Source organism: Kocuria sp. CPCC 205258 (assembly GCF_040981005.1).
GTDB lineage: Bacteria > Actinomycetota > Actinomycetes > Actinomycetales > Micrococcaceae > Kocuria > Kocuria rosea.
Genome location: NZ_JAVKPS010000008.1, coordinates 23,127 through 44,112 on the forward strand (window position 1 = coordinate 23,127; position 20,986 = coordinate 44,112).

Below are 20,986 nucleotides of genomic sequence, written 5' to 3' on the forward strand. Positions count from 1 at the left end.
GCCGCCCAGCCTACCGGTCGATCCCGCACAGGACGCGGTCGAGGTCCTCCCAGAGGTCCTCGACGTTCTCGATGCCCACCGACAGGCGCAGCAGCGTCTCCGGGACGCTGGGCGGCTCCTCGTGGTGCCGCCGCCGCCGCTCGATCAGCGACTCCACCCCGCCGAGCGAGGTCGCGGGGGTCCACACGCGCAGGGCGTCCACGGCCGCCTCGACGGCGGCGACGTCCCCCGCGGGCACGATCGCCACGATCGAGCCGAAGCCGTCCATCTGCGCGGCGGCACGCTCGTGCCCGGGGTCCCCGGGCAGGCCCGGGTAGCGGACCTCGCGCACGGCCGGGTGCCGCTGGAGGCGGCGGGCGAGCTCTCCGGCGGTGGCCGCGGAGCGCTCGACCCGCACCGCCAGGGTGCGCATCCCCCGCAGCGCGAGCCACGCCTCGAACGGGCCCGGGACCGCGCCGTGCAGGGAGCGGTGCCCCTTCAGCCGGGTCCGCAGGGCAGGGTCGGAGGTGACGGCGGCCCCCAGGACGACGTCGGAGTGCCCCGCCAGGTACTTGGTCACGGAGTGCACCACGATGTCGGCGCCGTGCTCGAGCGGTCGCTGCAGCAGCGGGGTGGCGAAGGTGTTGTCCACGCACGTGAGCACGCCGCGCTCGCGGGCCGCCGCGAGCAGCGCGGGGAGGTCGGCGACCTCCAGCATGGGGTTGGTGGGGCTCTCGAGCCAGAGCAGGTCGGCGGCGTCGAGCGCGGCCACCACGTCCTCGGTGTCCGTGACGTCCACGGTCCGCACGGTGAGCAGCCCGCGGGACTCGAGGTCCGCGGCCAGGGCCAGGGAGCCCTGGTAGCTGTGCCGGGGCAGCACCAGGCGGCCGCCCGCCGGGACGAGCGAGAGCACCGACGCGACGGCGGCCAGTCCCGAGGCGTAGGCCAGTCCGGGGAGCTCCGCCCGCTCGAGCCGCGCCAGCACGTCCTCGAGGTCCTCCCACGTGGGGTTGCTGAACCGCCCGTAGGTGCGGTCCTCGGCGTCGAGCCCGCCGGAGCCCCGGTACGTGGAGGTCAGGACGATGGACGGGCCGACCGGCGCGTCGTGCTCCGGTGCGGGCCGCCCGCCCGCGACCAGCACGGTGTCCGGGCGGAGGTCGGTGGAGCCGTGGGCGGGCGGGGTCTCGGAGCGCGCAGTCATGGCCCCAGGCTATCGGCCCGCGGCGTCCCCAGCCGCGCGCGCACCGGCGGCGCTGTCCGCGCGGGTGGATAGGCTGGGACCGTGACCTCCCGACCGGCCCCCGCCCCGCCGCCCGCCTCCGCCGCGGCGCCCTCCCCCGCGCCGTCCGGGCGCGGGCTCTTCGTGGTGTTCGAGGGCGGGGACGGCGCCGGGAAGTCCACCCAGGTCGGCCTGCTCGTGGACGCCCTGCGCGCCGAGGGGCACGACACCCTGCGCACCCGGGAGCCCGGGGGGACCCCGCTGGGCGAGCGGGTGCGCGAGCTCGTGCTGGACCCGGCGCACGGGCCCGTCGACGCCCGCGCCGAGGCCCTGCTCTTCGCCGCGGCCCGCGCCGCCCACGTCGCCCAGCTCATCCGCCCCGCGCTCGCCGCCGGCCGGACCGTGGTCTGCGACCGCTTCGCCGACTCCTCCGCCGCCTACCAGGGCGCCGGGCGCGGCCTCGGCCTGGACCGCGTCGCGGAGCTCAACGCGTGGGCCACGGCCGGGCTCGTCCCGGACCTCACCGTGCTGCTCGACGTCCCGGCCGGCACGGGACGGACCCGCCGGGAGGCCCGTGACGGCACCGCGGGCGACCGCCTGGAGACCGAGCCCGACGCCTTCCACGACGCGAACCGGGCGGCGTTCCTCGAGCTCGCCGGCCGGGCGCCGGAGCGCTACCTGGTGCTCGACGCCACCCGGCCGGCCGGGGAGCTCGCGGCCGCCGTGCGCGAGCGCCTGGCCGGTGTCCCCCGCTCCGCCCGGGCCGCGGAGGTGGGCGCGTGAGCGTGTGGGACCAGCTGCTGGGCCAGGACGCCGTGGTGGCGCAGCTGCGGCGCGCCGCCCAGGAGGACCGGCCCACCCACGCCTGGCTGTTCACCGGTCCGCCCGGCTCGGGGCGCTCCAACGCGGCGCTCGCCTTCGCCGCGGCCCTGCTGTGCGAGCAGGAGGCCCCCGCCGAGCGCGGGTGCGGGCAGTGCCACGCGTGCCGCACGGTCCTGGCCAGCTCGCACGCGGACCTCACCCACTTCGTCACGGAGAACCCGCAGATCACCATCGAGGAGGCCCGCGAGCTCGTGGTCCGTGCCCAGGACCGGCCCTCGGTGGGCCGCTGGCGCGTCATGGTGGTCGAGGACGCCGACCGCATGGCGGAGCGCACCTCGAACGTGATGCTCAAGGCCATCGAGGAGCCCCCGCCCAACACCATCTGGCTGCTGTGCGCCCCGAGCCCGATGGACGTGCTCGTGACCATCCGCTCCCGCTGCCGTCCGGCCACGCTGAAGGTGCCCGCTGTGGAGGACGTGGCCGAGCTGCTGATCCGCCGGCACGGAGTGCCCCGGCAGCGCGCGGAGGAGAGCGCCCGGCTGGCGCAGTCCCACGTGGGGATCGCGAAGCGGCTCGCCCTCTACGACGACGCCCGCACCCGGCGGCAGGAGGTCGTGTCCATGCCGCTGAAGCTCTCCGGGGTGCCGGACGCCGTGCGCGCCGCGGACCGGCTGCACAAGATCGCCGTGGAGGAGTCCCAGGCGGACGCCGAGTCCCGCAACGAGGCGGAGCGCAAGCAGCTGCTCGTGGCCCTGGGCGCGCCGGAGTCCGGACGGGTGCCGCCGGCCATCCGCGGCGCCCTCAACCGGCTCGAGGCCGACCAGAAGCGCCGGTCCCGGCGGATCCAGACGGACACCCTCGACCGCTTCCTCATCGACCTCACCACCTTCTACCGCGACGTCCTGACCCTCCAGCTGCGCACGGGCTCCGCCCTGGTCAACGAGCATCTGGCCCAGCAGCTGCAGGACCACGCGTCCAACTCGACCCCCGAGCGGACGCTGCACCGCATCGACGTGATCAGCCGGACCCGGGACCGGATCCGCACCAATGTCAGCGCACAGCTGGCCTTCGAGGCCATGGCCGTCTCCCTGCTCTGACCCCGCCCCCGACCCCCTCGAGGAGCCCCATGACCCGCCGCGCCGCCCCCTCACGCCGCGCCCTCCTGCCCGTCACGGCCGCACTGGCCGCGACCGGCCTGCTCCTGAGCGGCTGCTCGTCCCTCGGGGCCGGCGCCACGGGCGAGCCGACCTCCGGGGGCGCCACCGGCGCCGTCGTCGAGGGCACCCCCGAGGAGCTCCAGCGCTACTACACGCAGACCGTCACCTGGGAGGACTGCACGTTCGAGGTGGAGACCAACGGCGCGCAGGACGACCTCCGGTGCGCCGACGTCGAGGTGCCCCTCGACTACGCCGACCCCGGCGGGGCGACCACCACCGTGGTGATGTCCCGCCTGCCCGCCGAAGGGGACGCCCGCGGCAGCCTGCTCCTCAACCCCGGCGGGCCCGGCGCCTCCGGGGTGGACGCGATGCTCTACGCGCAGTACACGGTCACCGGCGACGTGCGCGAGGCCTACGACGTCGTGGGCTTCGACCCGCGCGGGGTGAGCCGCTCCGAGGGCATCGAGTGCCTCGACGACGCGGAGCTGGACGCGTGGCGCGCCGAGCCGATGTTCGACCCCGAGGAGCAGCCGGTCGAGCAGATCCAGGAGGAGTACGAGCAGCTCGGCGCCGCGTGCGTGCAGGACTCCGGCGAGCTCGTGGCGCAGATGGACACCGTGAGCGCCGCCCGGGACATGGACGTGCTCCGAGCCGTGCTCGGCGACGAGCGGACGACCTACCTGGGCTTCTCCTACGGCACCCACCTGGGCGCGGTGTACGCCGACCTGTTCCCCGACCGGGTCGGCCGGCTCGTGCTCGACGGCGGCGTGGACCCCACCCTGAGCGACATGGAGGCCACCGCCGACCAGGCCGAGGGCTTCGAGGACAACCTGCGCCACTGGGTGCAGCAGTGCCAGTTCGAGATCCGGGACTGCGTGGTGGCCGACGTCTCCACGGACGAGGCGCTGATGCGGATCCAGGAGCTCATCGCCTCCGTCGAGAAGGAGACCGTGACCGCCGCCGACGGCCGGCGGGTCACCGCCACCAACGTGGTCGAGGGCATCCTGGGGCCCCTCTACGCGACCACCGGCTACGAGACGCTCAACGAGTCCCTGGGCGCCGCCTTCGGCGGCGACTTCTCCGCGCTGCTCGCCCAGTCGGACGCCACGCACGGGCGCGACGCCGAGGGCCGGTACACGAGCAACATCACCATGGCGTTCACGGCCGTCAACTGCCTCGACCGGCCCGACGGGACGGTCACGGCGGAGCAGATGGCCCAGCACCAGGAGGAGCTCGAGCGGGTCGCCCCGACCTTCGGCCCGTACCTCGGCTACGGCGACGCCGCGTGCCAGGGATGGCCGGTCGACCCGGCGGGCCTGCCGGAGCCGCTCGACGCCGCCGGCGCCGATCCCGTCCTCGTGGTGGGCACCACCCACGACCCCGCGACCCCCTACCACTGGTCCGAGGCCCTCGTGGAGCAGCTCGACAGCGCCCGGCTGCTGACCTACGACAGCTACGGCCACACCGCCTACACGGCCGGCAACCGCTGCGTGCGGGACGCCGTGGACGCCTACCTGCTGGAGGGCGAGCTCCCCGCGGAGGGGACGATCTGCTCCTGATCCGCCGCGACCCGGGCGACCGGTGCCGGCGCGGTGGGCGTCAGCCCGCGCCGGGCACCGGCGTGCGGACGAGTCCGGGGAGGTCCCGGACCGAGTCGACCACCACGTGGGCGCCGGCCGCCCGCAGGGACGCGGCGTCGTGCGCGCCCGTGCGGACGCCGACGACCGCGGCGGAGCCGGCCCGTAGACCGGCCTGCACGTCCGCCGCGGTGTCCCCCACGACCATCACCCGGCGGACGTCGCCGAGGTCGAGCGCCAGCACGGCGGTGAGCACCATGTCCGGCCAGGGGCGTCCGCGCCCCGCGTCCGAGGGGCACAGGCTGAGATCCGCGAGACCCGTCCAGCCGAGCTGCTCGAGGAGCGTGTTCAGGCTGTGCCGGTTGTAGCCCGTGGCCAGGCAGACCCGCAGGCCCGCCTCGCGCAGCGCCGTGACGGCCTGCTCCGCGCCCTCCACGGGGATGACCCCCTCGGTGGCCAGCAGCTCGTCGAGGTGGCGCTCGAAGTCCCGGACCGCCTGCCGTGCCCGGTGGGGGTCGCTCGCGAACAGCTGCTCGAGCACACCCGCCTTCGACTGGCCCAGCGTGTCCCGGACGTGGTGGAGCATCCGCCGGAACCGCTCCGAGCCGGGGTCGACGCCGAGACCGGTCACGGTGCGCTCGAAGGCCCGCTCCATGATCCCGTTGTCGTGGAACACGGTCCCGGACATGTCCAGGAAGGCCAGTTCGAGATCCGGCGCGATGCCGCCGTCCGGTGTGCGCACTGGGCTGCTCCTGTTCCGGGCGGACCGCAGCGGCCGGCCCCGTCGTCGTGTCCGTCCATGCTGCGCTCCAGCGCTCCGGGCCGGTAAGGCCGGGGAGCCGAAGAGCCGGTGAACTCCCGGGGAACGCCCGCACCGTGCCCGGCCCCGCCGATTGGGGACGCCCCCGCGCTCTCTGCTACAGTTTCACCTGCACTGAGGCCGTCCCGGACGGCCGCGTGCACGCCTCCTTAGCTCAGTCGGTAGAGCGTTTCACTCGTAATGAAAAGGTCGTCGGTTCGATTCCGACAGGAGGCTCCGACCGGAGAAGGCTCCGGACCCCCTGGGTCCGGAGCCTTCGTCGTCCCGCCCCGAGCTCGTCCCGCCCCGCCGCCGGCCCTCACCCCGCGATCCCGCGCGACGGGCGGCGCGGACCGGCCGTCACAGTCGCGTCCCCCCCCCTGGTCACAGTCGTGTTCGGCGGGTGGGACGCGCCGTACGCTGAGGCAACCGGGCGCGATCGGCCGCCACGGACCACTTGGGCGGTGCACCATGCAACTCCGTTCCCGACAGCGCCTCGGCACGCTCGTCCTCGCCGGAGCGGCCCTGGTGACGTCCGCCTGCGGCTCCTCCCCCGGTCCTCCGCCGGTGCCCGCTGCTCCGGGAGCGCCCCGGTGGTGCGGTGGGCGCGCCGGGGGACGTGGTTCTTAATCGGGCTGGCGGTCGCGGTGCGGCTCCTGGGCGGCGCCGTCCCGGAGGAGGAGGCCTGGGTGATCCCCTTCGCCATGGCGCTGGGCGTTCTCGCGGCCGCCTGGGCCGCCGGCCTCCGGCGGCGCGTCACCGCCCGTGACGCGCGGCCCGCCGCGCCGGAGCGGCCGCTCCTGCGGGGCTTCGCGCTGGTGTCCGTGGTCGCGCTCCTGGTGTTCTGGGGCACGTCGTCGGTGGCCGAGGCCATGGGCCGGGCCCTGGCCTACGACCTGGAGGAGGAGCTGGGGACGATGCCGCGGGCGGTCGTCTACAGCGAGAAGCCGCTGCACATCGGCCTGCCCGGGGTCCGCGCCGAGGAGCTGGGCGGACCGGACGACCCGCTCCACCGCTACGACGGGCTACGGCTCCTGACGCTGCGGGGCGGCCGGTACTTCCTGCTGCCCGAGCAGTGGACGGTCGCCGGCAGCACCGTCCTGGTGCTGCCCGACGACGACTCGGTCCGACTGGAGTGCAGCCGCTGATCCGTCCTGCTCCGCCCGGTCGGGGTCCTCCGCCCCCGCCGGTCCGGCCGCCGGGAGGGTCAGGGTGAAGACGGTCCCCTCCCCCGGTGCGCTCTCGCAGCGGATGGTGCCGCCGTGGCGCTCGACGATCTCGTGCACGACCGCCAGGCCCAGTCCCAGACCCGGGATGGCGCTCATCCGGGCGTTGCTGCTGCGGAAGAACCGGCCGAACACGTGCTCGGCGTCCTCCGGGCGCATCCCCATGCCGCGGTCCGCCACCTGCACCTGCACGGTCGTCCCGGCCCGGGCCACCCGGACCGTCACCGGCCCGCCGCCCGGGGAGTACTTGATGGCGTTCGAGAGCAGGTTGTCGAGCACCTGCCCCAGGCGCACGGGGTCGCAGGGCAGCACGAGGCGGGGCGGGGCGTCGACCCGCAGGTCCACCCCCGCCTCCGCGGCCCGGAGCCCGGCCGCCGCGACGGACTGCTGGACCACCTGGACGAGGTCGGCCTCCGCCGTCTGCAGCGCCAGGACGGGGCCCGCGGTGCGGAGGAGGTCCTCGACCAGGACGAGCAGCTGGTCGGCGTTGCGCTCGACGACCTCCAGCCCGGAGCGGACGTGCCCGGGGAGCCGCTCGTCCATGGCCAGGAGCTCGGTGTAGCCGCGGATGGACGTCAGGGGCGTGCGCAGCTCGTGGGAGACGCCGGCCACGAAGTCGTCCTTGGCCTGCAGCGCCGCCACCAGCTCGGTCACGTCGTTGAACGACAGGACGGAGCCCTCGGTCCCGCCGTCCTCGTCCCGGAGCACGCGGGCGGACACGGAGAGCACCCGCTGCAGGGGCGGCTCCCCCGCCCAGACCAGGGCGTCGGAGAAGGACTCGCCGCGGATCGCGCGGCGGGCGGGACGCCGGTCCACGGGCAGCGGCGTCCCGTCCCCGTCCGCGTAGACCCGCAGGTCCGCCTCGGCGCCGTCCCGCACCCCCTCGGGCAGCGAGAGCTCGTGGATCCGGTGCTGGCGGCGGTTCATGAGGATGTCGTGGCCGTGCTCGTCGATCGCCAGCACGCCCACGTCCACCGTGTCCAGGACGGTGTTCAGCAACCGTTCCCGCCGCGCGGTCACGCCCAGCAGCCGGCGCAGCTCGGCGTCCTTGGCCTCGAGCTCGGCGTTCTGGCGCTCCATGCTGTTCGACAGCACCTGGACGGTGAGCCCGATGCCCAGCAGCATGACGGGGATCAGCAGCGGGGCCGTCAGCAGCTGCGCGCTCAGCGGCCGGGGCGGGACCAGGAGCGGGACCCACACCATGGCGAGGGTCAGGACGAACCCCAGCGGGGCGGACGCCCGGGGCAGCCGCCCGGAGCCGGTGAGCCAGATGACGGGGAACGCGGCCATGATGCCCACCCCGGTCACCGTGCTCAGCGTGCCCTCCCGCAGCAGGGTGATGGGGAAAAAGTCCAGGACCGGGACGGCCAGGAACGCCCCGTAGGGCAGCCGGTCCCACGGCACCAGCACGCACAGGGCCGTCAGCGCCACCGTGAGCGCCAGAGCCAGCTGCACCCGCAGGTCGCCCCGCAGCGGCTCGTGGACCACCCAGATCCCGGCGACGAGGACGACGGTCGTGACGAACAGCGGCAGCTGGCTGAGGAGCACGCGCCGGCGCATCGACAGCTCGTGGAAGCTGATCCGGTCGAGGGAGAGGACGGTGAGCAAGCGGTCCACGGGGAACTCTTCCGACTGGGTGCGTCACCCTCGGGGGGTCGGGATGACAATTGCAAAGAATAGCGGCTTAATGGGTCCATGACCCCCTCCCCCCAGGGTCGCCGTGCCGTCGTGATCGAAGACCACGACGACATCCGCAACCTCCTCGCCCAGACCATCGGCATGCGCGGCTTCACCGTGACGACCGCCGCGACCGGCCTCGAGGGCATCGAGGCCGTGCGCCGCGACGGCGCCGATCTCATCACCCTGGACCTCAGCCTCCCGGACCTCGACGGGCTGGAGGTCTGCCGGCGGGTCCGGCAGTTCTCGGACGCCTACCTGCTCATGGTCACGGCCCGCCCGGGCGAGATCGACCGGCTGGAGGGCCTCGAGCGCGGGGCGGACGACTACATCAGCAAGCCGTTCAGCCCACGGGAGCTGCAGGCCAGGATCGAGGCGATGTTCCGCCGGCCGCGCGCCCGGGCGGAGCAGGCCGACGCCGAGGAGCTGCGCCGCGCGGCCGAGGTCCAGCGCAGCCTGTTGCCCGCCGCCGCACCGTCCGTGCCCGGCTACGACGTGGCCGGGGCGTGCCGGCCGTCCCGCAGCGTGGGCGGGGACTTCTTCGACTGGTACACGACCGAGGGCGGGCTCCAGGTCTCGCTGGCCGACGCCATGGGCAAGGGCATGGGGGCCGCGCTCATCGCCGCCACCGTGCGCGCCGTGCTGCGCTCCGCGGCCGGGCAGCCGGACATGGCGCAGGCCTTCGGCGACACCTGCCGGCACCTCGAGCACGACCTCGCCCACTCCGACTCCTTCGTCACGCTCTTCCACGCCCGCCTGGACACGGCCGACGGGGTCGTGGAGTACGTCGACGCGGGCCACGGGCTGGGACTGCACGTGCGCGCGGACGGGACCGACCGGCTGCGCCCGGGCGGCCCCCCGGTGGGGGCGGTGCCCGGGACGCAGTGGGTGCCCGGCCGGATCGTGCTCGCGCCCGGCGACGCCCTCGTCGTCGTCAGCGACGGCCTCCTCGACGCGTACGAGGACGTCGACGACGCCGTGCGGGCGGTCGCGGACGTGGTCGCCCGCCACGAGGACGCCGCGTCCGCCTGCACCGCGGTCCTCGACCTCGCCGGCGAGGAGACCCGCACCGACGACGTCACCGCCGTGGTCGTCCGCCGCCGGTCCGCCCCGTGAACCGCTTCCTCGTCCGGCTCCTGGTCGTCCTCACCCTCCTGCTGGGCGTCAACTACATCGCCTGGCGCTGGCTCGAGTCGCTGAACTGGTCGGCGTGGTGGATCGCCGTGCCCCTGGTGCTCGCCGAGACGTACAGCCTGATCGACGTCTCGCTGTTCGGGCTCACCGTCTGGCGGCTCCGGCGGCGCGGGGAGGCCGGCGCCCCGCCCGCGGGCGCCACCGTGGACGTGTTCATCACGACCTACGACGAGCCCCTCGACCTCGTGATGGGCACCGCCCTGGCGGCGCAGGCCATCCGGCACCCGCACAGCACGTGGATCCTCGACGACGGGGCCCGCCCCGAGCTCGAGGCGCTCGCCGCCGAGCACGGGCTGGGCTACCTGACGCGCAGCGAGGACTGGACCGACCGGCCGCGCCACGCCAAGGCCGGCAACCTCAACAACGCCCTGATGCTCACCCAGGGCGAGTTCCTGCTGATCCTCGACGCCGACCAGGTCCCGGCCCCGGAGATCCTGGACCGGACCCTGGGCTGGTTCAACGACCGCAGGGTGGCGCTCGTGCAGACGCCGCAGTGGTTCGTCAACGTGCCGGACCACGATCCGCTCGGCAGCCAGGCCCCCCTGTTCTACGGCCCCATCCAGCAGGGCAAGGACGGCTGGAACGCCGCCTTCTTCTGCGGCTCCAATGCGATCCTGCGCCGCGAGGCGCTCATGCAGCTCGGCCTCTCCGGCTACGTCCAGGAGGTCGAGCAGGACGTGAAGGAGTCCCTCGCCCGCACCCGGGCCGCCCTGCGGAGGGCGCGGCGGTCCCCGGAGGCCGCGAACCCCATCGTCGCCGGCATGCTCGACGACGTCGAGGCCGCCACCGAGCGGGCCCGCGCCGAGCTGAAGGCCGGCGCCCCCCTGACCGAGCTGACCTACCGCCTGCAGCGCGAGGTGGACGCGGCGGCCCGGCGCACCGTCACGCAGGACTTCTCCCAGATCGAGGCGGACCTCGCCTCGATCGCCGCCCTGGACCTGCCCCCCGAGGACGGCATGGTCTGGCCGGACGAGCTCGCCTCCGCCGTGGACCGGATGTCCCGCCGCGACCTGTCCCCGCTGGCCGCCGTGGAACCGGTGCGGGAGGTGCTCGAGGCGGTCTCCGTGGACCGGCCCGGCGAGGCCCAGCCGGTGATGCCGCTGGCGACGATCTCGGTCACCGAGGACATGGCCACCGCGATGCGCCTGCACGGCCTGGGCTGGCGCAGCGTCTACCACCACGAGGTCCTCGCCCACGGCCTGGCCCCCGAGGACCTGAAGACCATGCTCACCCAGCGCCTGCGCTGGGCGCAGGGCACGGTGCAGGTGCTGCTCCGGGAGAACCCGCTGCTGCAGCGCCGGCTGGGGTGGGGCCAGCGGCTCATGTACTTCGCCACGATGTGGAGCTACCTGTCCGGCTTCGCGGCCGTCGTCTACTTCGCCGCGCCCATCGTGTACCTGGTGCTGGGCATCCTCCCCGTCACGAGCCTCAGCTGGGACTTCTTCGTCCGCTTCATCCCCTTCATGGTGGTGAACCAGCTGCTGTTCCTCGTGGTGGGCCGGGGCATCCCCACCTGGCGCGGCCAGCAGTACAGCCTGGCGCTGTTCCCCATCTGGATCAGGGCGTGCACCACGGCCGCCCGCAACGTCTGGTTCGGCCGCCCCCTCGGCTTCGCCGTCACGCCCAAGGTGCGGCAGGACGCCGGCCCGGCCTGGCACCTCATCCGCCCGCAGCTGGTGGTGATGGGGCTGCTGGCCGCGGCCCTCCTGGTGGGGACCGCCCGGCTGGCGGTGGGGCTGAACGAACCGGTGGGAACCCTGGTCAACGTGGCCTGGGTCGCCTTCGACCTGGTGGTGCTGAGCGTGCTCGTCACCGCCGCGAGATACACGGGCTTCGAGCCCGAGGAGAGGAGTGCCGATGCAGTTCACGATTGAGCAGAAGCCGAGGTTCGCCCACATCACGGGCACCGGACGGCTCAACATGGTGGGAGCGCCCAAGCTCCGGGAGGTCGTGGCGAAGGTCGTCGACGAGGGCAGCAACCACGTGGTGGTCGACCTCGGCGGCACCGAGTTCATGGACTCGTCCGGTCTGGGCGCCCTCATCGGGTGCCTCAAGCTGGCCCGCCAGGCCGGCGGCGACCTGCGGATCGCGAACGTCCGCCCCCAGGTCCGCATGGTCCTCGAGCTCACCAGCATGCACCGCGTCCTGACCCCCTACGACACCGCCGACGCGGCCTTCGCCGATGACTGAGCCCACGGCCCGCCGCTCGCGCCGGGGCCCGGCCACCGCCCTGACGGTGGACGCCCTGCACGAGGACCTGGACGCGCTGTGGGGGGAGGCCGCGTTCGTGCCCGAGACCGACCGGATGGCCTTCACGCTCGCGGTCGTGGAGGCGGCCGGCAACGTGGTGGTGCACGCGGTGCCCGCGGCGGAGGAACCGATCGAGCTGTCCGTGGACCTGGTCGCGGACCCCCACCGGCTGGAAGCGCGGATCTACGAGATCGGCGCCGCACCGGCGCAGGTCGACCTCACGGGGGCCATGGCGCAGGAGCACCGCGAGTCCGGCCGCGGGCTCGCCCTGATCCAGGCCCTGGTCAGCCGGGTGGTGTTCGAGCGGCACGGGGACACGAACGTCTGGAAGCTGTGCCGGGTGTGCGGCCGGGACGAGGTGTAGCACCCCCGGGGACGCGCCGAACCCGCGTCCGGCCGGGGCGGACGTCCCCTGATTTGCGGATGTAAACTGTCCGCCGTGATGCCTAGACTTTGGTCCAGGACAACACGTCAGGGGGCTCACGTTGTCACCGAGAACACTCGTTCAGGGGCCGGTCGGGCGCCCCGCCGCAGGGGGACGTCAGCGGCGGGACGCACGCCGGGCACGCCGAGAGAAGTCGTCATGATCGCCGCGATCATTCCCGCCCACGACGAGGCGGCCCGCGTCGAGCACGCGGTCGTCTCCCTCCACCGCCAGACCCGTCCGCCGGAGCGCATCCTCGTCATGTCGGACGACTCCACCGACGCCACCGTCGAGGTCGCCCTGCACGCCGGCGCCGAGGTCCTGCTCACCGTCGACAACCGGCACCACCGTGCCGGGGCGCTCAACCAGGCCCTGGACACCGTCCGGATGGAGCCGGACGACCTGGTGCTGGTCCTCGACCCCGGCGTCCGGCTGCCGCCGGGCTTCCTGGCCCGCGCCCTGGCCGCCCTCCGGGACCGCAACGTGGGCGCCGTCTCCGCCCGGTCCACCGCCGTCGGGGGCCCGGCCGCACTGATCCGCTGGCAGGCGCTCGAGGACGTCCACCGGTCGTTCGGCCGCTACTGCGACGAGGGCGCCGTGACCGGCCAGACGCGTCTCGCCCTCGACCTGGAGGCCGTCGGCTGGCGCCTCAGCCCGCCGCTGGAGGCCGAGGAGGACGGGCCCGTCCCGGTCGAGCACCTCGCGCCCGTCCCGGCGGAGCACGCCGTCCCCGCCCCGGTCGAGCGCGTCGTGCCCGTCCCGGTCGAGGTCCTGCGGGTGGAGCCGGCGGCCGCGTGATCCGCCGCCCGGCCCGCCGGGACGCTCAGTCGCGGGCGGCGCGGCCCACGAGGACGGCCGCCGCGCCCGCGAGGACCGTGGTGGTCAGGCAGCCGATCGGCAGGGGCAGGCAGCAACCGCCCACCGTGACGTTCGTGCCCCGGCGCGTCCGGGTGGAGTACCCGGGGAAGGGGAGCATCCGGAAGCCGGAGCGGCGCCCGTACCCCCCGCCCCGGCGGCCGGGCAGGTCGTAGCCCGGGCCGAAGCGGCCGGGGCCTCCGCGGCCGGGTCGGCCGAGGGGCGAGCGGGACCAGCGGGCGTCGAACTCGCCGTCGGCCGCGCGGTAGTCGTATCCGGAGGGGTTCATGCCGCCCATCAAACCATCAGCAGGCTGTCGGGTCCACCCCGTCGCCGCCGGGAACGGGCTCAGCCGCGGCGCAGCAGCTCCTCGGCGCGCTCCACGTGCTCCCGCACGGCCTCGGCCCGGCGGACGACCGCGTCCAGCCGGTGGGTGGAGGACTCCTCGTCGGCCCGCACGAACCGGGCCATGGTGAGGGCCTCCGCCGCCTGGGCCATCGCGTTGCCGGCCCGGGAGAGCTCACGGTGGACGTCGTTGAGGTAGCCGCCCGCGGAGGCCGGGATGTCGTGGCTGCTGCTCGGCGCCGTGCGCTGCGCCGCCGCGCACACGGCCCGCACCTCCGGCAGCAGATCGGCGAGCGCGTTGGCGGTGGGCACCACGGACTGCGCGAGCGTCTTGTCCGGGAGGCTCTCGAGGATCTGGTGGAAGCGGTCCAGACCCCGGCGGAACCGGTCGTGGGCGCGGCGCCACACGCCCAGACCGAGCTCGGCCTCGTCACGGCGAGCGGCGCGGTAGTCGCGCAGGAATGCCACGGGCGGTCCTTTCGAGTGGAGACAGTCCATCCTACGGCGGCCCGGCCCGCCCTCCGTGCGCACGGAGGGCGGGCCGGGACCGGGCCGTCCGCGGCCGTGCCGAGGGGTGCGCTCAGGGGACGAGCAGCACCTTGCCGATGTGCGTACCGGAGTCGAAGTACTCGTGGGCCCGCGCGACCTCGTCCAGGGGGAACGTGCGGTCCACGACCGGGCGGACGGCCCCGGACTCGACGTGGGGCCACACGTGCTCCCGCACGGCGGCCATGATGCGGGTCTTCTCCGCCACGGGCCGCGGGCGCAGCGTGGTGCCGATCACGGCGGCCCGCTTGGCCATCAGCTTGCCGAGGTCCAGCTCCCCCGTGCGCCCGCCCTGGGTGGCGATGACCGCGATCCGGCCGTTGGTGGCCAGCGCGTCCAAGTTGCGCCCCAGGTAGGAGCCGCCCACGACGTCGAGCACGATGTCGGCGCCGTGCCCGTCCGTGAGCTCCCGCACGCGCGCCACGAAGTCCTCCTGCCGGTAGTCGATCGCCTCGGCGCCGAGCCGCCGTGCGGCGTCTGCCTTGTCCGGGCTGCCGACCGTGGTGAGCACGCGCAGGCCGAGGGCCCGGCACATCTGGAGGGCGTTGGTGCCGATCCCGCCGGTGCCGCCGTGTACCAGGACCGTCTCGCCCTCGCGGGCGGCGGCGGCCATGAAGACGTTGGAGAACACCGTGGCGCACACCTCCGGCAGGCCGGCGGCGGCGACGAGGTCCACCCCGGCGGGCGCGGGCAGGACCTGGCCGGCCGGGACGACGACCTCCTCGGCGTAGCCCCCGGAGTCCAGGAGGGCGACGACCTCGTCGCCGGGGGCGAACCCGGCGCCGGCGGGCACCTCGGGGCCGAGCTCCTGCACCGTGCCCGAGACCTCGAGGCCGAAGACGGTCGACGCCCCGGGCGGGACCGGGTACCTGCCCAGCCGCTGCATGACGTCGGCCCGGTTGATCCCGGCGGCCCGGACCCGGATCCGCACCCCGTCGGGCGTGAGCTCCGGGGCGGGGACCTCGGCGACGGCGAGGACCTCCGGTCCGCCGGGGGTGGTCTCGAGCACTGCGCGCATGGTGGGGCCTTCCGGTCGGGGGCGACGGTCGCTCCCATTGTGTCGCGGGGCGGGCACCCGGTCACCCGGCGTCGGCCCGTGGCGAACAGGGGAACGCCGGCGCCGCCCTCAGCGGATCGAGGCGTAGGCGTCGAGGGCGCGTCCGCGGCTGGCCGGCAGGTCCACGACCGGCTCGGGGTAGCCCACCGACGGTCCGAGCAGACCGGGCTCGTGCGGGTCCACGCCCTCGTCGCCGGCCAGCTCGGGGATCCAGCGGCGGATGTAGCGGGCCTCGGGGTCGAACTTCCGGCCCTGGGTGAGCGGGTTGAAGATCCGGAAGAACGGGCTCGCGTCCGCGCCGGAGCCCGCGACCCACTGCCAGTTCCCGGGCCCGCTCGCCGGCTCGGCGTCCACGAGCGTCTCCCAGAACCACTGCTCCCCCACCCGCCAGTCGACCAGCAGGTTCTTGGTGAGCAGGGACCCGGCGACCATCCGGACCCGGTTGTGCATCCACCCCGTGGCCCGCAGCTGCCGCATGCCCGCGTCCACGAGCGGGAAGCCGGTGCGCCCCTCCTGCCAGGCCCGGACGTCGCCGGCGGCCTCCGCCGGGTCCCGCCACGGGAACGCGTCGAAGGCCGGGCGGACGTGGCGCACGTGCAGGTCCGGCACCTGGTGGAGCAGGTGCCAGTTGAACTCCCGCCAGCCCAGCTCGGCCAGGAACTTCTCCAGCCCCGGGCTGCTCCCCTGCTCGGACCGGTGCCGGACGGCCGCGTCCCAGACCGCGAACGGGCTGATCTCGCCCCACCGCAGGTGCGGGGAGAGCCGGCTGGTGCCGTCCCGGTCCGGCCGGTCGTGGCCCTCGGCGTAGTCCTCGACGCGGTCCAGGAAGTCGTCCAGCCGCTCCCACGCGGCCGCCTCCCCGGGCGTCCACACCGCGGCCAGCCCGGCCGCGCGCTCCGGGGACGCCACCAGGTCCCAGTCCTCCTGGTCCTCGGTGCCGGCGGCCGCCGCCACCGCCGCGGCGGCGCCCCGGCCCGGTCCGGGCACGGGGAGCGGCTGCCGGATCTCCAGCGCCCGGAGCGCCTTCCAGAAGGGGGTGAACACCTTGTACGGGCCGCCGGCGCCCGTGCGCAGGGTCCACGGCTCGTGCAGCAGCGCGGCCTGGAACGAGTGCGCCTCCACCCCGTGCTCGGCGCACCACTGCTTCACCCCGGCGTCCACGGCGAGCTCGGGCCCGCCGTAGCGGCGGTTCCACGTGACGCCGCCCGCCCCCGTGCGCTCGATGACCTCGGGGAGCACGGTCCCGGCGGGACCGCGGCGCAGGACCAGGGGGATGCCCAGCTCCCGGAGCGACTCCCGCAGGGACCGCAGCGACCCGTCCAGCCACCACTTCGCGGCCGCGCCGAGGGGCCGGATCCCCTCGGACTCCTGGTCCAGGACGCAGAGGGCGACCACCGCGCCGCGCCGGCACGCGGCGTCGAGGGCGGGGTGGTCCGTGACGCGCAGATCGTCCCGGAACCACACGATCGTCGTCGTCCCGCGGTCGGGGCTCTCGGGTGCGTCCACGCGCTCACCCTACCGGGGCTTTGGCGGCGTTCCGGGCGCCGTGGAAGAATGGGCTGCGCGCTCCGCCGCCCCCGCCGGGGGCCGGACGGGCGCGGGGAAGGTTGTCCGAGCGGCCTAAGGAGCCGGTCTTGAAAACCGGTGTGCGGTGACCCCGTACCAAGGGTTCAAATCCCTTACCTTCCGCCTTGGCACGAGGCCCCCACCGCGAACGTCCGGTGGGGGCCTCGGCCCGTCCCGGGGCCGGAGAAATGTCGCGGTGTCGTGGTCCCCCGTTCACCTCTGCGTGCTGAAATGGGGACAACGCACCGCCGCATCCCCCGGAGGACCCCCATGGCGCCCCAGAAGCACCGTCCTGCCCTGCTCGCCGCGCTCGCCGCCGGCGCCGTGGTCACCTCGACCGGTCTGGTCCTCCCCGCGGCGTCCGCCCAGGGGACGGCGCCCCCGCCGGTCCCCGCCGCGGGGGCGACCGCGGCCGGGGAGACGGCCGTCGAGCTGCTCTACTTCAACGACTACCACGGCCGGCTCTCCTCCGACCCCCTCCTCTTCGCGGGCGCGATCGAGCAGCTGCGCGCGGAGAACGAGGACGGCACGCTGCTGCTGTCCGGCGGGGACAACGTGGGCGCCTCCGAATACGTCTCGGCCGTGCAGCAGGACGACCCCACGCTCGACGTGCTCGACGCGCTCGAGCTCGACGCCTCCGCCGTGGGCAACCACGAGTTCGACCGGGGTGCGGACGACCTGACCGGCCGCATCACCGAGCGCGCCGACTTCCCCTACCTGGCGGCCAACGTCACCGGCCCTGACGGCGAGCTCGTCACCGAGGCGTCCGCGACGTTCGACGTCGAGGGCGTGCGCGTGGGCGTGGTCGGCGCCGTCACCCAGCAGACCGCCACGCTAGTCTCGCCCGGCGCGATCGAGGGCATCACCTTCGGCGACCCCGTCGAGGCCGTCAACGCCGAGGCCGAGCGGCTCGAGGCGGACGGGGCCGACGTCGTGGTGGCCGTCTACCACGAGGGCGCCGCCGACGCGGCCGACGCCCTCGGCGACCGGCTGGTGACCGGCACCAGCGCGACCGTGGACGTGGTGCTCAACGGGCACACCCACCAGGTCTACGACGAGGGCGTCGACGTGGACGGCGACGGCGACCTCGACCGCGCGGTCCTGCAGGCCGGCTCGTACGGCGGCAGCCTCGGGCGGATCTCCCTGAGCTACGACGAGGACGCCGACGACGTCGACCTCACCACCGGCGTGCTGGCCGTCGACGAGGTCGTCACCGCGACCGAGGAGGAGCTGGTCGCCCGGTATCCGCGCGTCGCGGAGGTCGCCGGGATCGTCGCGGACGCCGAGGCGGTGGCCCTGGAGCGGGGCAGCACCCCGGTCGGCGAGATCACCGGGGACATCACCACCGCCTACGGTCTGCGGGACGGCGTGCAGGCCCGCGACGACCGCGGCGCCGAGTCGAGCCTCGGCAACCTGGTCGCCGAGTCCATCCGCGACAGCCTGGACGAGTCGGACGGTGTGCAGATCGGCCTCATCAACCCCGGCGGCCTGCGCGCCGACCTCCTCTGGGCGGACGACCCCGGCCAGGCCATCGACGGCGAGCGCGACGGCGTGGTGACGGAGTCCGAGGCCAACCAGGTGCTGCCCTTCGCCAACAACCTCACCACCGTGACCCTCACCGGCGAGCAGTTCGAGCGGGTCCTCGAGCAGCAGTGGCAGCCCGAGGGATCGTCCCGGCCGTACCTGCAGCTGGGGCTGTCCGAGAACGTGTCCTACACCTTCGACGCCGCCCGCCCGGCCGGTGAGCGGATCACCTCGATCACGGTCGACGGGCAGCCCGTCGCCCCGGCCGCCGAGTACGTGATCGGCTCGGTGTCCTTCCTGGTGGAGGGCGGCGACAACTTCACCGCCCTGACCGAGGGCACCGACGTCACCGACACCGGCCGGATCGACCGCGACGCCTGGATGGAGTACCTCGCCGCCCGCTCCGCCGACGCCCCGATCGCCCCGGAGTTCGACCGCCGGTCCGTGTCGCTCGTCGACGCGGCCGCCGAGGGCTGCACGGTGGCGTTCGAGGTCGCGCAGCTCGACATGACCTCCCTGGGCGCCCCGGCCACCACGGAGCTCTCCGTGCGCGAGGGCGGGCCGGAGGGCACCGAGATCGGCACCGCGGCCGTCGCCGGGGGCGCGGCCACGGTCGCCGTGGACACCTCCGCCCTGGCCGAGGGCGCCCCGGTGTGGCTCGTCGCCGAGCCCTCCGGCACCCGGGTCCGCGTCCCGGAGCAGGTCCTCGCCCTGGCCGAGGGCTGCGCGCCGGACCCGGCCCCCACGGACGGGACGGGCGAGGAGCCCGCCGCGGCACCGGAGCCCGGGGCGGGCACCCCTCCGGTGGAGCCGGCGATCCGGGAGATCCGGGAGATCCAGGGCACCGGGGACGTCTCGCCGGTGGCGGGGCGGGCGGTGACCACTCGCGGCGTCGTCACCGCCGTTTACGCCACCGGCGGGCTCGACGGCTACTACGTGCAGACGCCCGGCACCGGCGGCGACCTCGACCCGGCCGTCCACGACGCCTCCGACGGGGTGTTCGTGCACTCCCCGGACACCGCCGCCGCCGTGCAGCCGGGCCAGCACGTCGAGCTCACGGGAACCGTCGCCGAGCACCACGGCCAGACCCAGCTCCGCGTGCGGACCGACGGGCTGACCGTCCTCGACGAAGCCGCCGGGACGGTCGAGCCCGCCGCCGTCAGCTGGCCCACGGACGAGGCGGAGCGCGAGGACCTCGAGGGCATGCTGCTCGACCCGTCCGGTGAGTTCGTGATCACCGACAACTACGCCCTGAACGGCTACGGCGAGATCGGCCTGGCGGCCGGCACCACCCCGCTCGTGCAGCCCACCGCCGTGGGCGCGCCCGGCTCGCCCGAGGCCGCCGCGCAGGCCGCCGACAACGACGCCCGCGGCGTGCTGCTCGACGACGGAGCGACCACCAACTACGGGAACTTCGCCAATGCCTCGGTCCCGTTGCCCTACCTCACCGCCGAAACCCCGATGCGGATCGGCGCGCCCGTCGACTTCGTGGCGCCCGTGGTGCTCGGCTACTCATTCGACGAGTGGCGCCTCCAGCCCACGACCCGGGTGACCGGGGCGAACCCCGAGGACGCCCCCGTGGTCGCCGAGAACACCCGCACCGCCGCCCCCGAGGACGTCGGCGGGACCGTGCAGCTGGCCACGTTCAACGTGCTGAACTACTTCACCACCACCGGCGACGAGCTGACCGGCTGCACCTACTACACGGACCGCGCCGGCGACCCGGTCTCGGTGCGCGGGGGCTGCGACGCCCGCGGGGCGGCCGAGCAGGAGGACCTGGAGCGCCAGCAGGCCAAGATCGTCGCCGCCGTCAACGCCCTCGACGCCGAGGTCGTGTCCCTGGAGGAGATGGAGAACTCCGCGAAGTTCGGCAAGGACCGGGACCAGGCCCTGTCCGAGCTCGTCGACGCCCTCAACGCCGCCGCCGGTACCGAGCTCTGGGCGTACGTGCCGTCACCGGCCCAGCGGCCCGCCGTCGGGGACGAGGACGTCATCCGCACCGCGTTCATCTACCAGCCGGCCGCGCTCGAGACCGTCGGCGAGTCCGTGATTCTGGGCGACGAGGAGAACTTCGACAACGCCCGCGAGCCGCTGGCCCAGACGTTCCGCCCCGCCGGCGGGGATGCGGGCGAGGACTTCACGGTGATCGTCAACCACTTCAAGTCCAAGGGCTCCGCTCCCTCCACCGGCCCCAACGCCGACGCCGGGGACGGCGCCGGGGCGTGGAACGCCGACCGCACCGCCCAGGCCCAGGCCCTGGTGGCCTTCGCCGAGGAGCTCAAGGCCACCCAGGGCACCGACCGGGTGTTCCTCACCGGCGACTTCAACTCCTACGACCAGGAGGACCCGATGCGGGTCCTGCACGAGGCCGGCTACACGAACCTGGCGCCGGCGGGCGAGCACTCCTACGCCTACGGCGGGATGGTCGGCTCCCTCGACCACGTCCTGGCGTCCCCCGCCGCGGCCGGGACCGTCACGGGCTCGGACATCTGGGAGATCAACGCCCACGAGTCGGTGGGCCTGGAGTACAGCCGGCACAACCACAACGTGGTCGACCTCTACGCGGCCGACCCGTACCGGGCCTCCGACCACAACCCGGAGATCGTCGGCCTGGCCCCCGCCGGCGCCGGGCCCGCCGGCCCGCAGAAGCCGGGCAGGGGCAACTCCGGCGAGCACCCCGGCAAGGGTCTCCGGGAGCACGCCGACGACCGGGCCCGCGAGGTCCTGCACCGCCGCCTCGGCTGACCCGACCGCGGCGCGCCGGCCGGC

At 74.8% G+C, this 20,986-nt stretch carries 16 protein-coding genes and 2 tRNA genes; 11 read left to right on the top strand and 7 right to left on the bottom strand.

Features of this window, described 5'->3' with window-relative positions:
- Positions 1 to 10: 10 nt before the first annotated feature.
- Positions 11 to 1,180 (bottom strand): PLP-dependent aspartate aminotransferase family protein, encoded by a 1,170-nt coding sequence (locus tag RF644_RS13670; protein WP_368796886.1) that lies wholly within the window; start codon positions 1,178 to 1,180, stop codon positions 11 to 13.
- A gap of 81 nt (positions 1,181 to 1,261) precedes the next feature.
- On the opposite strand from RF644_RS13670, the gene tmk reads away from it, so the two are divergent.
- From tmk to RF644_RS13685, 3 genes are read left to right on the top strand one after another with little or no spacing between them, the layout of a single operon-like run.
- Positions 1,262 to 1,981 carry a dTMP kinase gene (gene tmk, locus RF644_RS13675; protein ID WP_368796888.1) on the top strand — a complete coding sequence of 240 codons (720 nt, stop codon included), beginning with the start codon at positions 1,262 to 1,264 and terminating at the stop codon, positions 1,979 to 1,981.
- Positions 1,978 to 3,117 carry a DNA polymerase III subunit delta' gene (locus RF644_RS13680; RefSeq protein ID WP_368796889.1) on the top strand — a complete coding sequence of 380 codons (1,140 nt, stop codon included), beginning with the start codon at positions 1,978 to 1,980 and terminating at the stop codon, positions 3,115 to 3,117. Before tmk ends, RF644_RS13680 begins: the two co-directional genes overlap by 4 nt.
- A 29-nt stretch (positions 3,118 to 3,146) precedes the next feature.
- Positions 3,147 to 4,736 carry an alpha/beta hydrolase gene (locus RF644_RS13685; RefSeq protein WP_368796890.1) on the top strand — a complete coding sequence of 530 codons (1,590 nt, stop codon included), beginning with the start codon at positions 3,147 to 3,149 and terminating at the stop codon, positions 4,734 to 4,736.
- Positions 4,737 to 4,776: 40 nt separating this feature from the next.
- Here the strand turns inward: RF644_RS13685 and RF644_RS13690 are convergent, their stop codons facing one another.
- Complete coding sequence (locus tag RF644_RS13690) at positions 4,777 to 5,496, bottom strand: HAD-IA family hydrolase (RefSeq protein ID WP_368796891.1); 720 nt, start codon at positions 5,494 to 5,496, stop codon at positions 4,777 to 4,779.
- A gap of 221 nt (positions 5,497 to 5,717) precedes the next feature.
- Here RF644_RS13690 and RF644_RS13695 point away from each other — a divergent pair.
- Positions 5,718 to 5,790, top strand: a tRNA-Thr gene (locus RF644_RS13695).
- A gap of 788 nt (positions 5,791 to 6,578) precedes the next feature.
- Here RF644_RS13695 and RF644_RS13700 read toward each other — a convergent pair.
- A complete protein-coding gene (locus tag RF644_RS13700) occupies positions 6,579 to 8,396 on the bottom strand; it encodes a sensor histidine kinase (protein WP_368796892.1) in 1,818 nt (605 codons plus the stop codon).
- Positions 8,397 to 8,474: 78 nt separating this feature from the next.
- On the opposite strand from RF644_RS13700, the gene RF644_RS13705 reads away from it, so the two are divergent.
- From RF644_RS13705 to RF644_RS13725, 5 genes are all read left to right on the top strand, one after another.
- Positions 8,475 to 9,572 carry a PP2C family protein-serine/threonine phosphatase gene (locus RF644_RS13705; RefSeq protein ID WP_368796893.1) on the top strand — a complete coding sequence of 366 codons (1,098 nt, stop codon included), beginning with the start codon at positions 8,475 to 8,477 and terminating at the stop codon, positions 9,570 to 9,572.
- Positions 9,569 to 11,524 carry a glycosyltransferase family 2 protein gene (locus RF644_RS13710; protein WP_368796894.1) on the top strand — a complete coding sequence of 652 codons (1,956 nt, stop codon included), beginning with the start codon at positions 9,569 to 9,571 and terminating at the stop codon, positions 11,522 to 11,524. Before RF644_RS13705 ends, RF644_RS13710 begins: the two co-directional genes overlap by 4 nt.
- Positions 11,508 to 11,840, top strand: a complete 333-nt coding sequence (locus RF644_RS13715; RefSeq protein WP_017831980.1) for an STAS domain-containing protein — start codon at positions 11,508 to 11,510, stop codon at positions 11,838 to 11,840. The genes RF644_RS13710 and RF644_RS13715 overlap by 17 nt, the downstream gene beginning before the upstream one ends.
- Entirely contained in the window at positions 11,833 to 12,264 is a 432-nt protein-coding gene (locus tag RF644_RS13720; RefSeq protein ID WP_368796895.1) for an ATP-binding protein, read from the top strand. The genes RF644_RS13715 and RF644_RS13720 overlap by 8 nt, the downstream gene beginning before the upstream one ends.
- Before the next feature lie 219 nt (positions 12,265 to 12,483).
- Positions 12,484 to 13,122 carry a glycosyltransferase family 2 protein gene (locus tag RF644_RS13725; RefSeq protein ID WP_368796896.1) on the top strand — a complete coding sequence of 213 codons (639 nt, stop codon included), beginning with the start codon at positions 12,484 to 12,486 and terminating at the stop codon, positions 13,120 to 13,122.
- 25 nt (positions 13,123 to 13,147) lie between these two features.
- On the opposite strand, the gene RF644_RS13730 is transcribed toward RF644_RS13725, so the two are convergent.
- The 4 genes from RF644_RS13730 to RF644_RS13745 form a co-directional block, all read right to left on the bottom strand.
- Entirely contained in the window at positions 13,148 to 13,468 is a 321-nt protein-coding gene (locus RF644_RS13730; protein WP_368796897.1) for a hypothetical protein, read from the bottom strand.
- A gap of 59 nt (positions 13,469 to 13,527) precedes the next feature.
- Positions 13,528 to 13,992 carry a hypothetical protein gene (locus RF644_RS13735; RefSeq protein ID WP_368796899.1) on the bottom strand — a complete coding sequence of 155 codons (465 nt, stop codon included), beginning with the start codon at positions 13,990 to 13,992 and terminating at the stop codon, positions 13,528 to 13,530.
- 112 nt (positions 13,993 to 14,104) lie between these two features.
- On the bottom strand, positions 14,105 to 15,088 hold the full coding sequence (locus RF644_RS13740) for an NAD(P)H-quinone oxidoreductase (protein ID WP_368796900.1): 984 nt from the start codon (positions 15,086 to 15,088) through the stop codon (positions 14,105 to 14,107).
- Between the two features lie 108 nt (positions 15,089 to 15,196).
- Positions 15,197 to 16,633, bottom strand: a complete 1,437-nt coding sequence (locus RF644_RS13745) for a deoxyribodipyrimidine photo-lyase (RefSeq protein ID WP_368796901.1) — start codon at positions 16,631 to 16,633, stop codon at positions 15,197 to 15,199.
- 95 nt (positions 16,634 to 16,728) lie between these two features.
- On the opposite strand from RF644_RS13745, the gene RF644_RS13750 reads away from it, so the two are divergent.
- Both RF644_RS13750 and RF644_RS13755 read left to right on the top strand, forming a co-directional pair.
- A tRNA-Ser gene (locus RF644_RS13750) sits at positions 16,729 to 16,816 on the top strand.
- Between the two features lie 147 nt (positions 16,817 to 16,963).
- A complete protein-coding gene (locus RF644_RS13755) occupies positions 16,964 to 20,962 on the top strand; it encodes an ExeM/NucH family extracellular endonuclease (RefSeq protein ID WP_368796902.1) in 3,999 nt (1,332 codons plus the stop codon).
- Positions 20,963 to 20,986: the final 24 nt, after the last annotated feature.

What these genes read in the sequence shown, in the direction of transcription:
- RF644_RS13740 (WP_368796900.1), bottom strand. Translation starts at nt 15,088, where the DNA reads ATGCGCGCAGTGCTCGAGACCACCCCCGGCGGACCGGAGGTCCTCGCC.
- RF644_RS13720 (WP_368796895.1), top strand. Translation starts at nt 11,833, where the DNA reads ATGACTGAGCCCACGGCCCGCCGCTCGCGCCGGGGCCCGGCCACCGCC.
- RF644_RS13715 (WP_017831980.1), top strand. Translation starts at nt 11,508, where the DNA reads ATGCAGTTCACGATTGAGCAGAAGCCGAGGTTCGCCCACATCACGGGC.
- RF644_RS13730 (WP_368796897.1), bottom strand. Translation starts at nt 13,468, where the DNA reads ATGAACCCCTCCGGATACGACTACCGCGCGGCCGACGGCGAGTTCGAC.
- RF644_RS13725 (WP_368796896.1), top strand. Translation starts at nt 12,484, where the DNA reads ATGATCGCCGCGATCATTCCCGCCCACGACGAGGCGGCCCGCGTCGAG.
- RF644_RS13685 (WP_368796890.1), top strand. Translation starts at nt 3,147, where the DNA reads ATGACCCGCCGCGCCGCCCCCTCACGCCGCGCCCTCCTGCCCGTCACG.
- RF644_RS13705 (WP_368796893.1), top strand. Translation starts at nt 8,475, where the DNA reads ATGACCCCCTCCCCCCAGGGTCGCCGTGCCGTCGTGATCGAAGACCAC.
- RF644_RS13755 (WP_368796902.1), top strand. Translation starts at nt 16,964, where the DNA reads ATGGCGCCCCAGAAGCACCGTCCTGCCCTGCTCGCCGCGCTCGCCGCC.
- RF644_RS13670 (WP_368796886.1), bottom strand. Translation starts at nt 1,180, where the DNA reads ATGACTGCGCGCTCCGAGACCCCGCCCGCCCACGGCTCCACCGACCTC.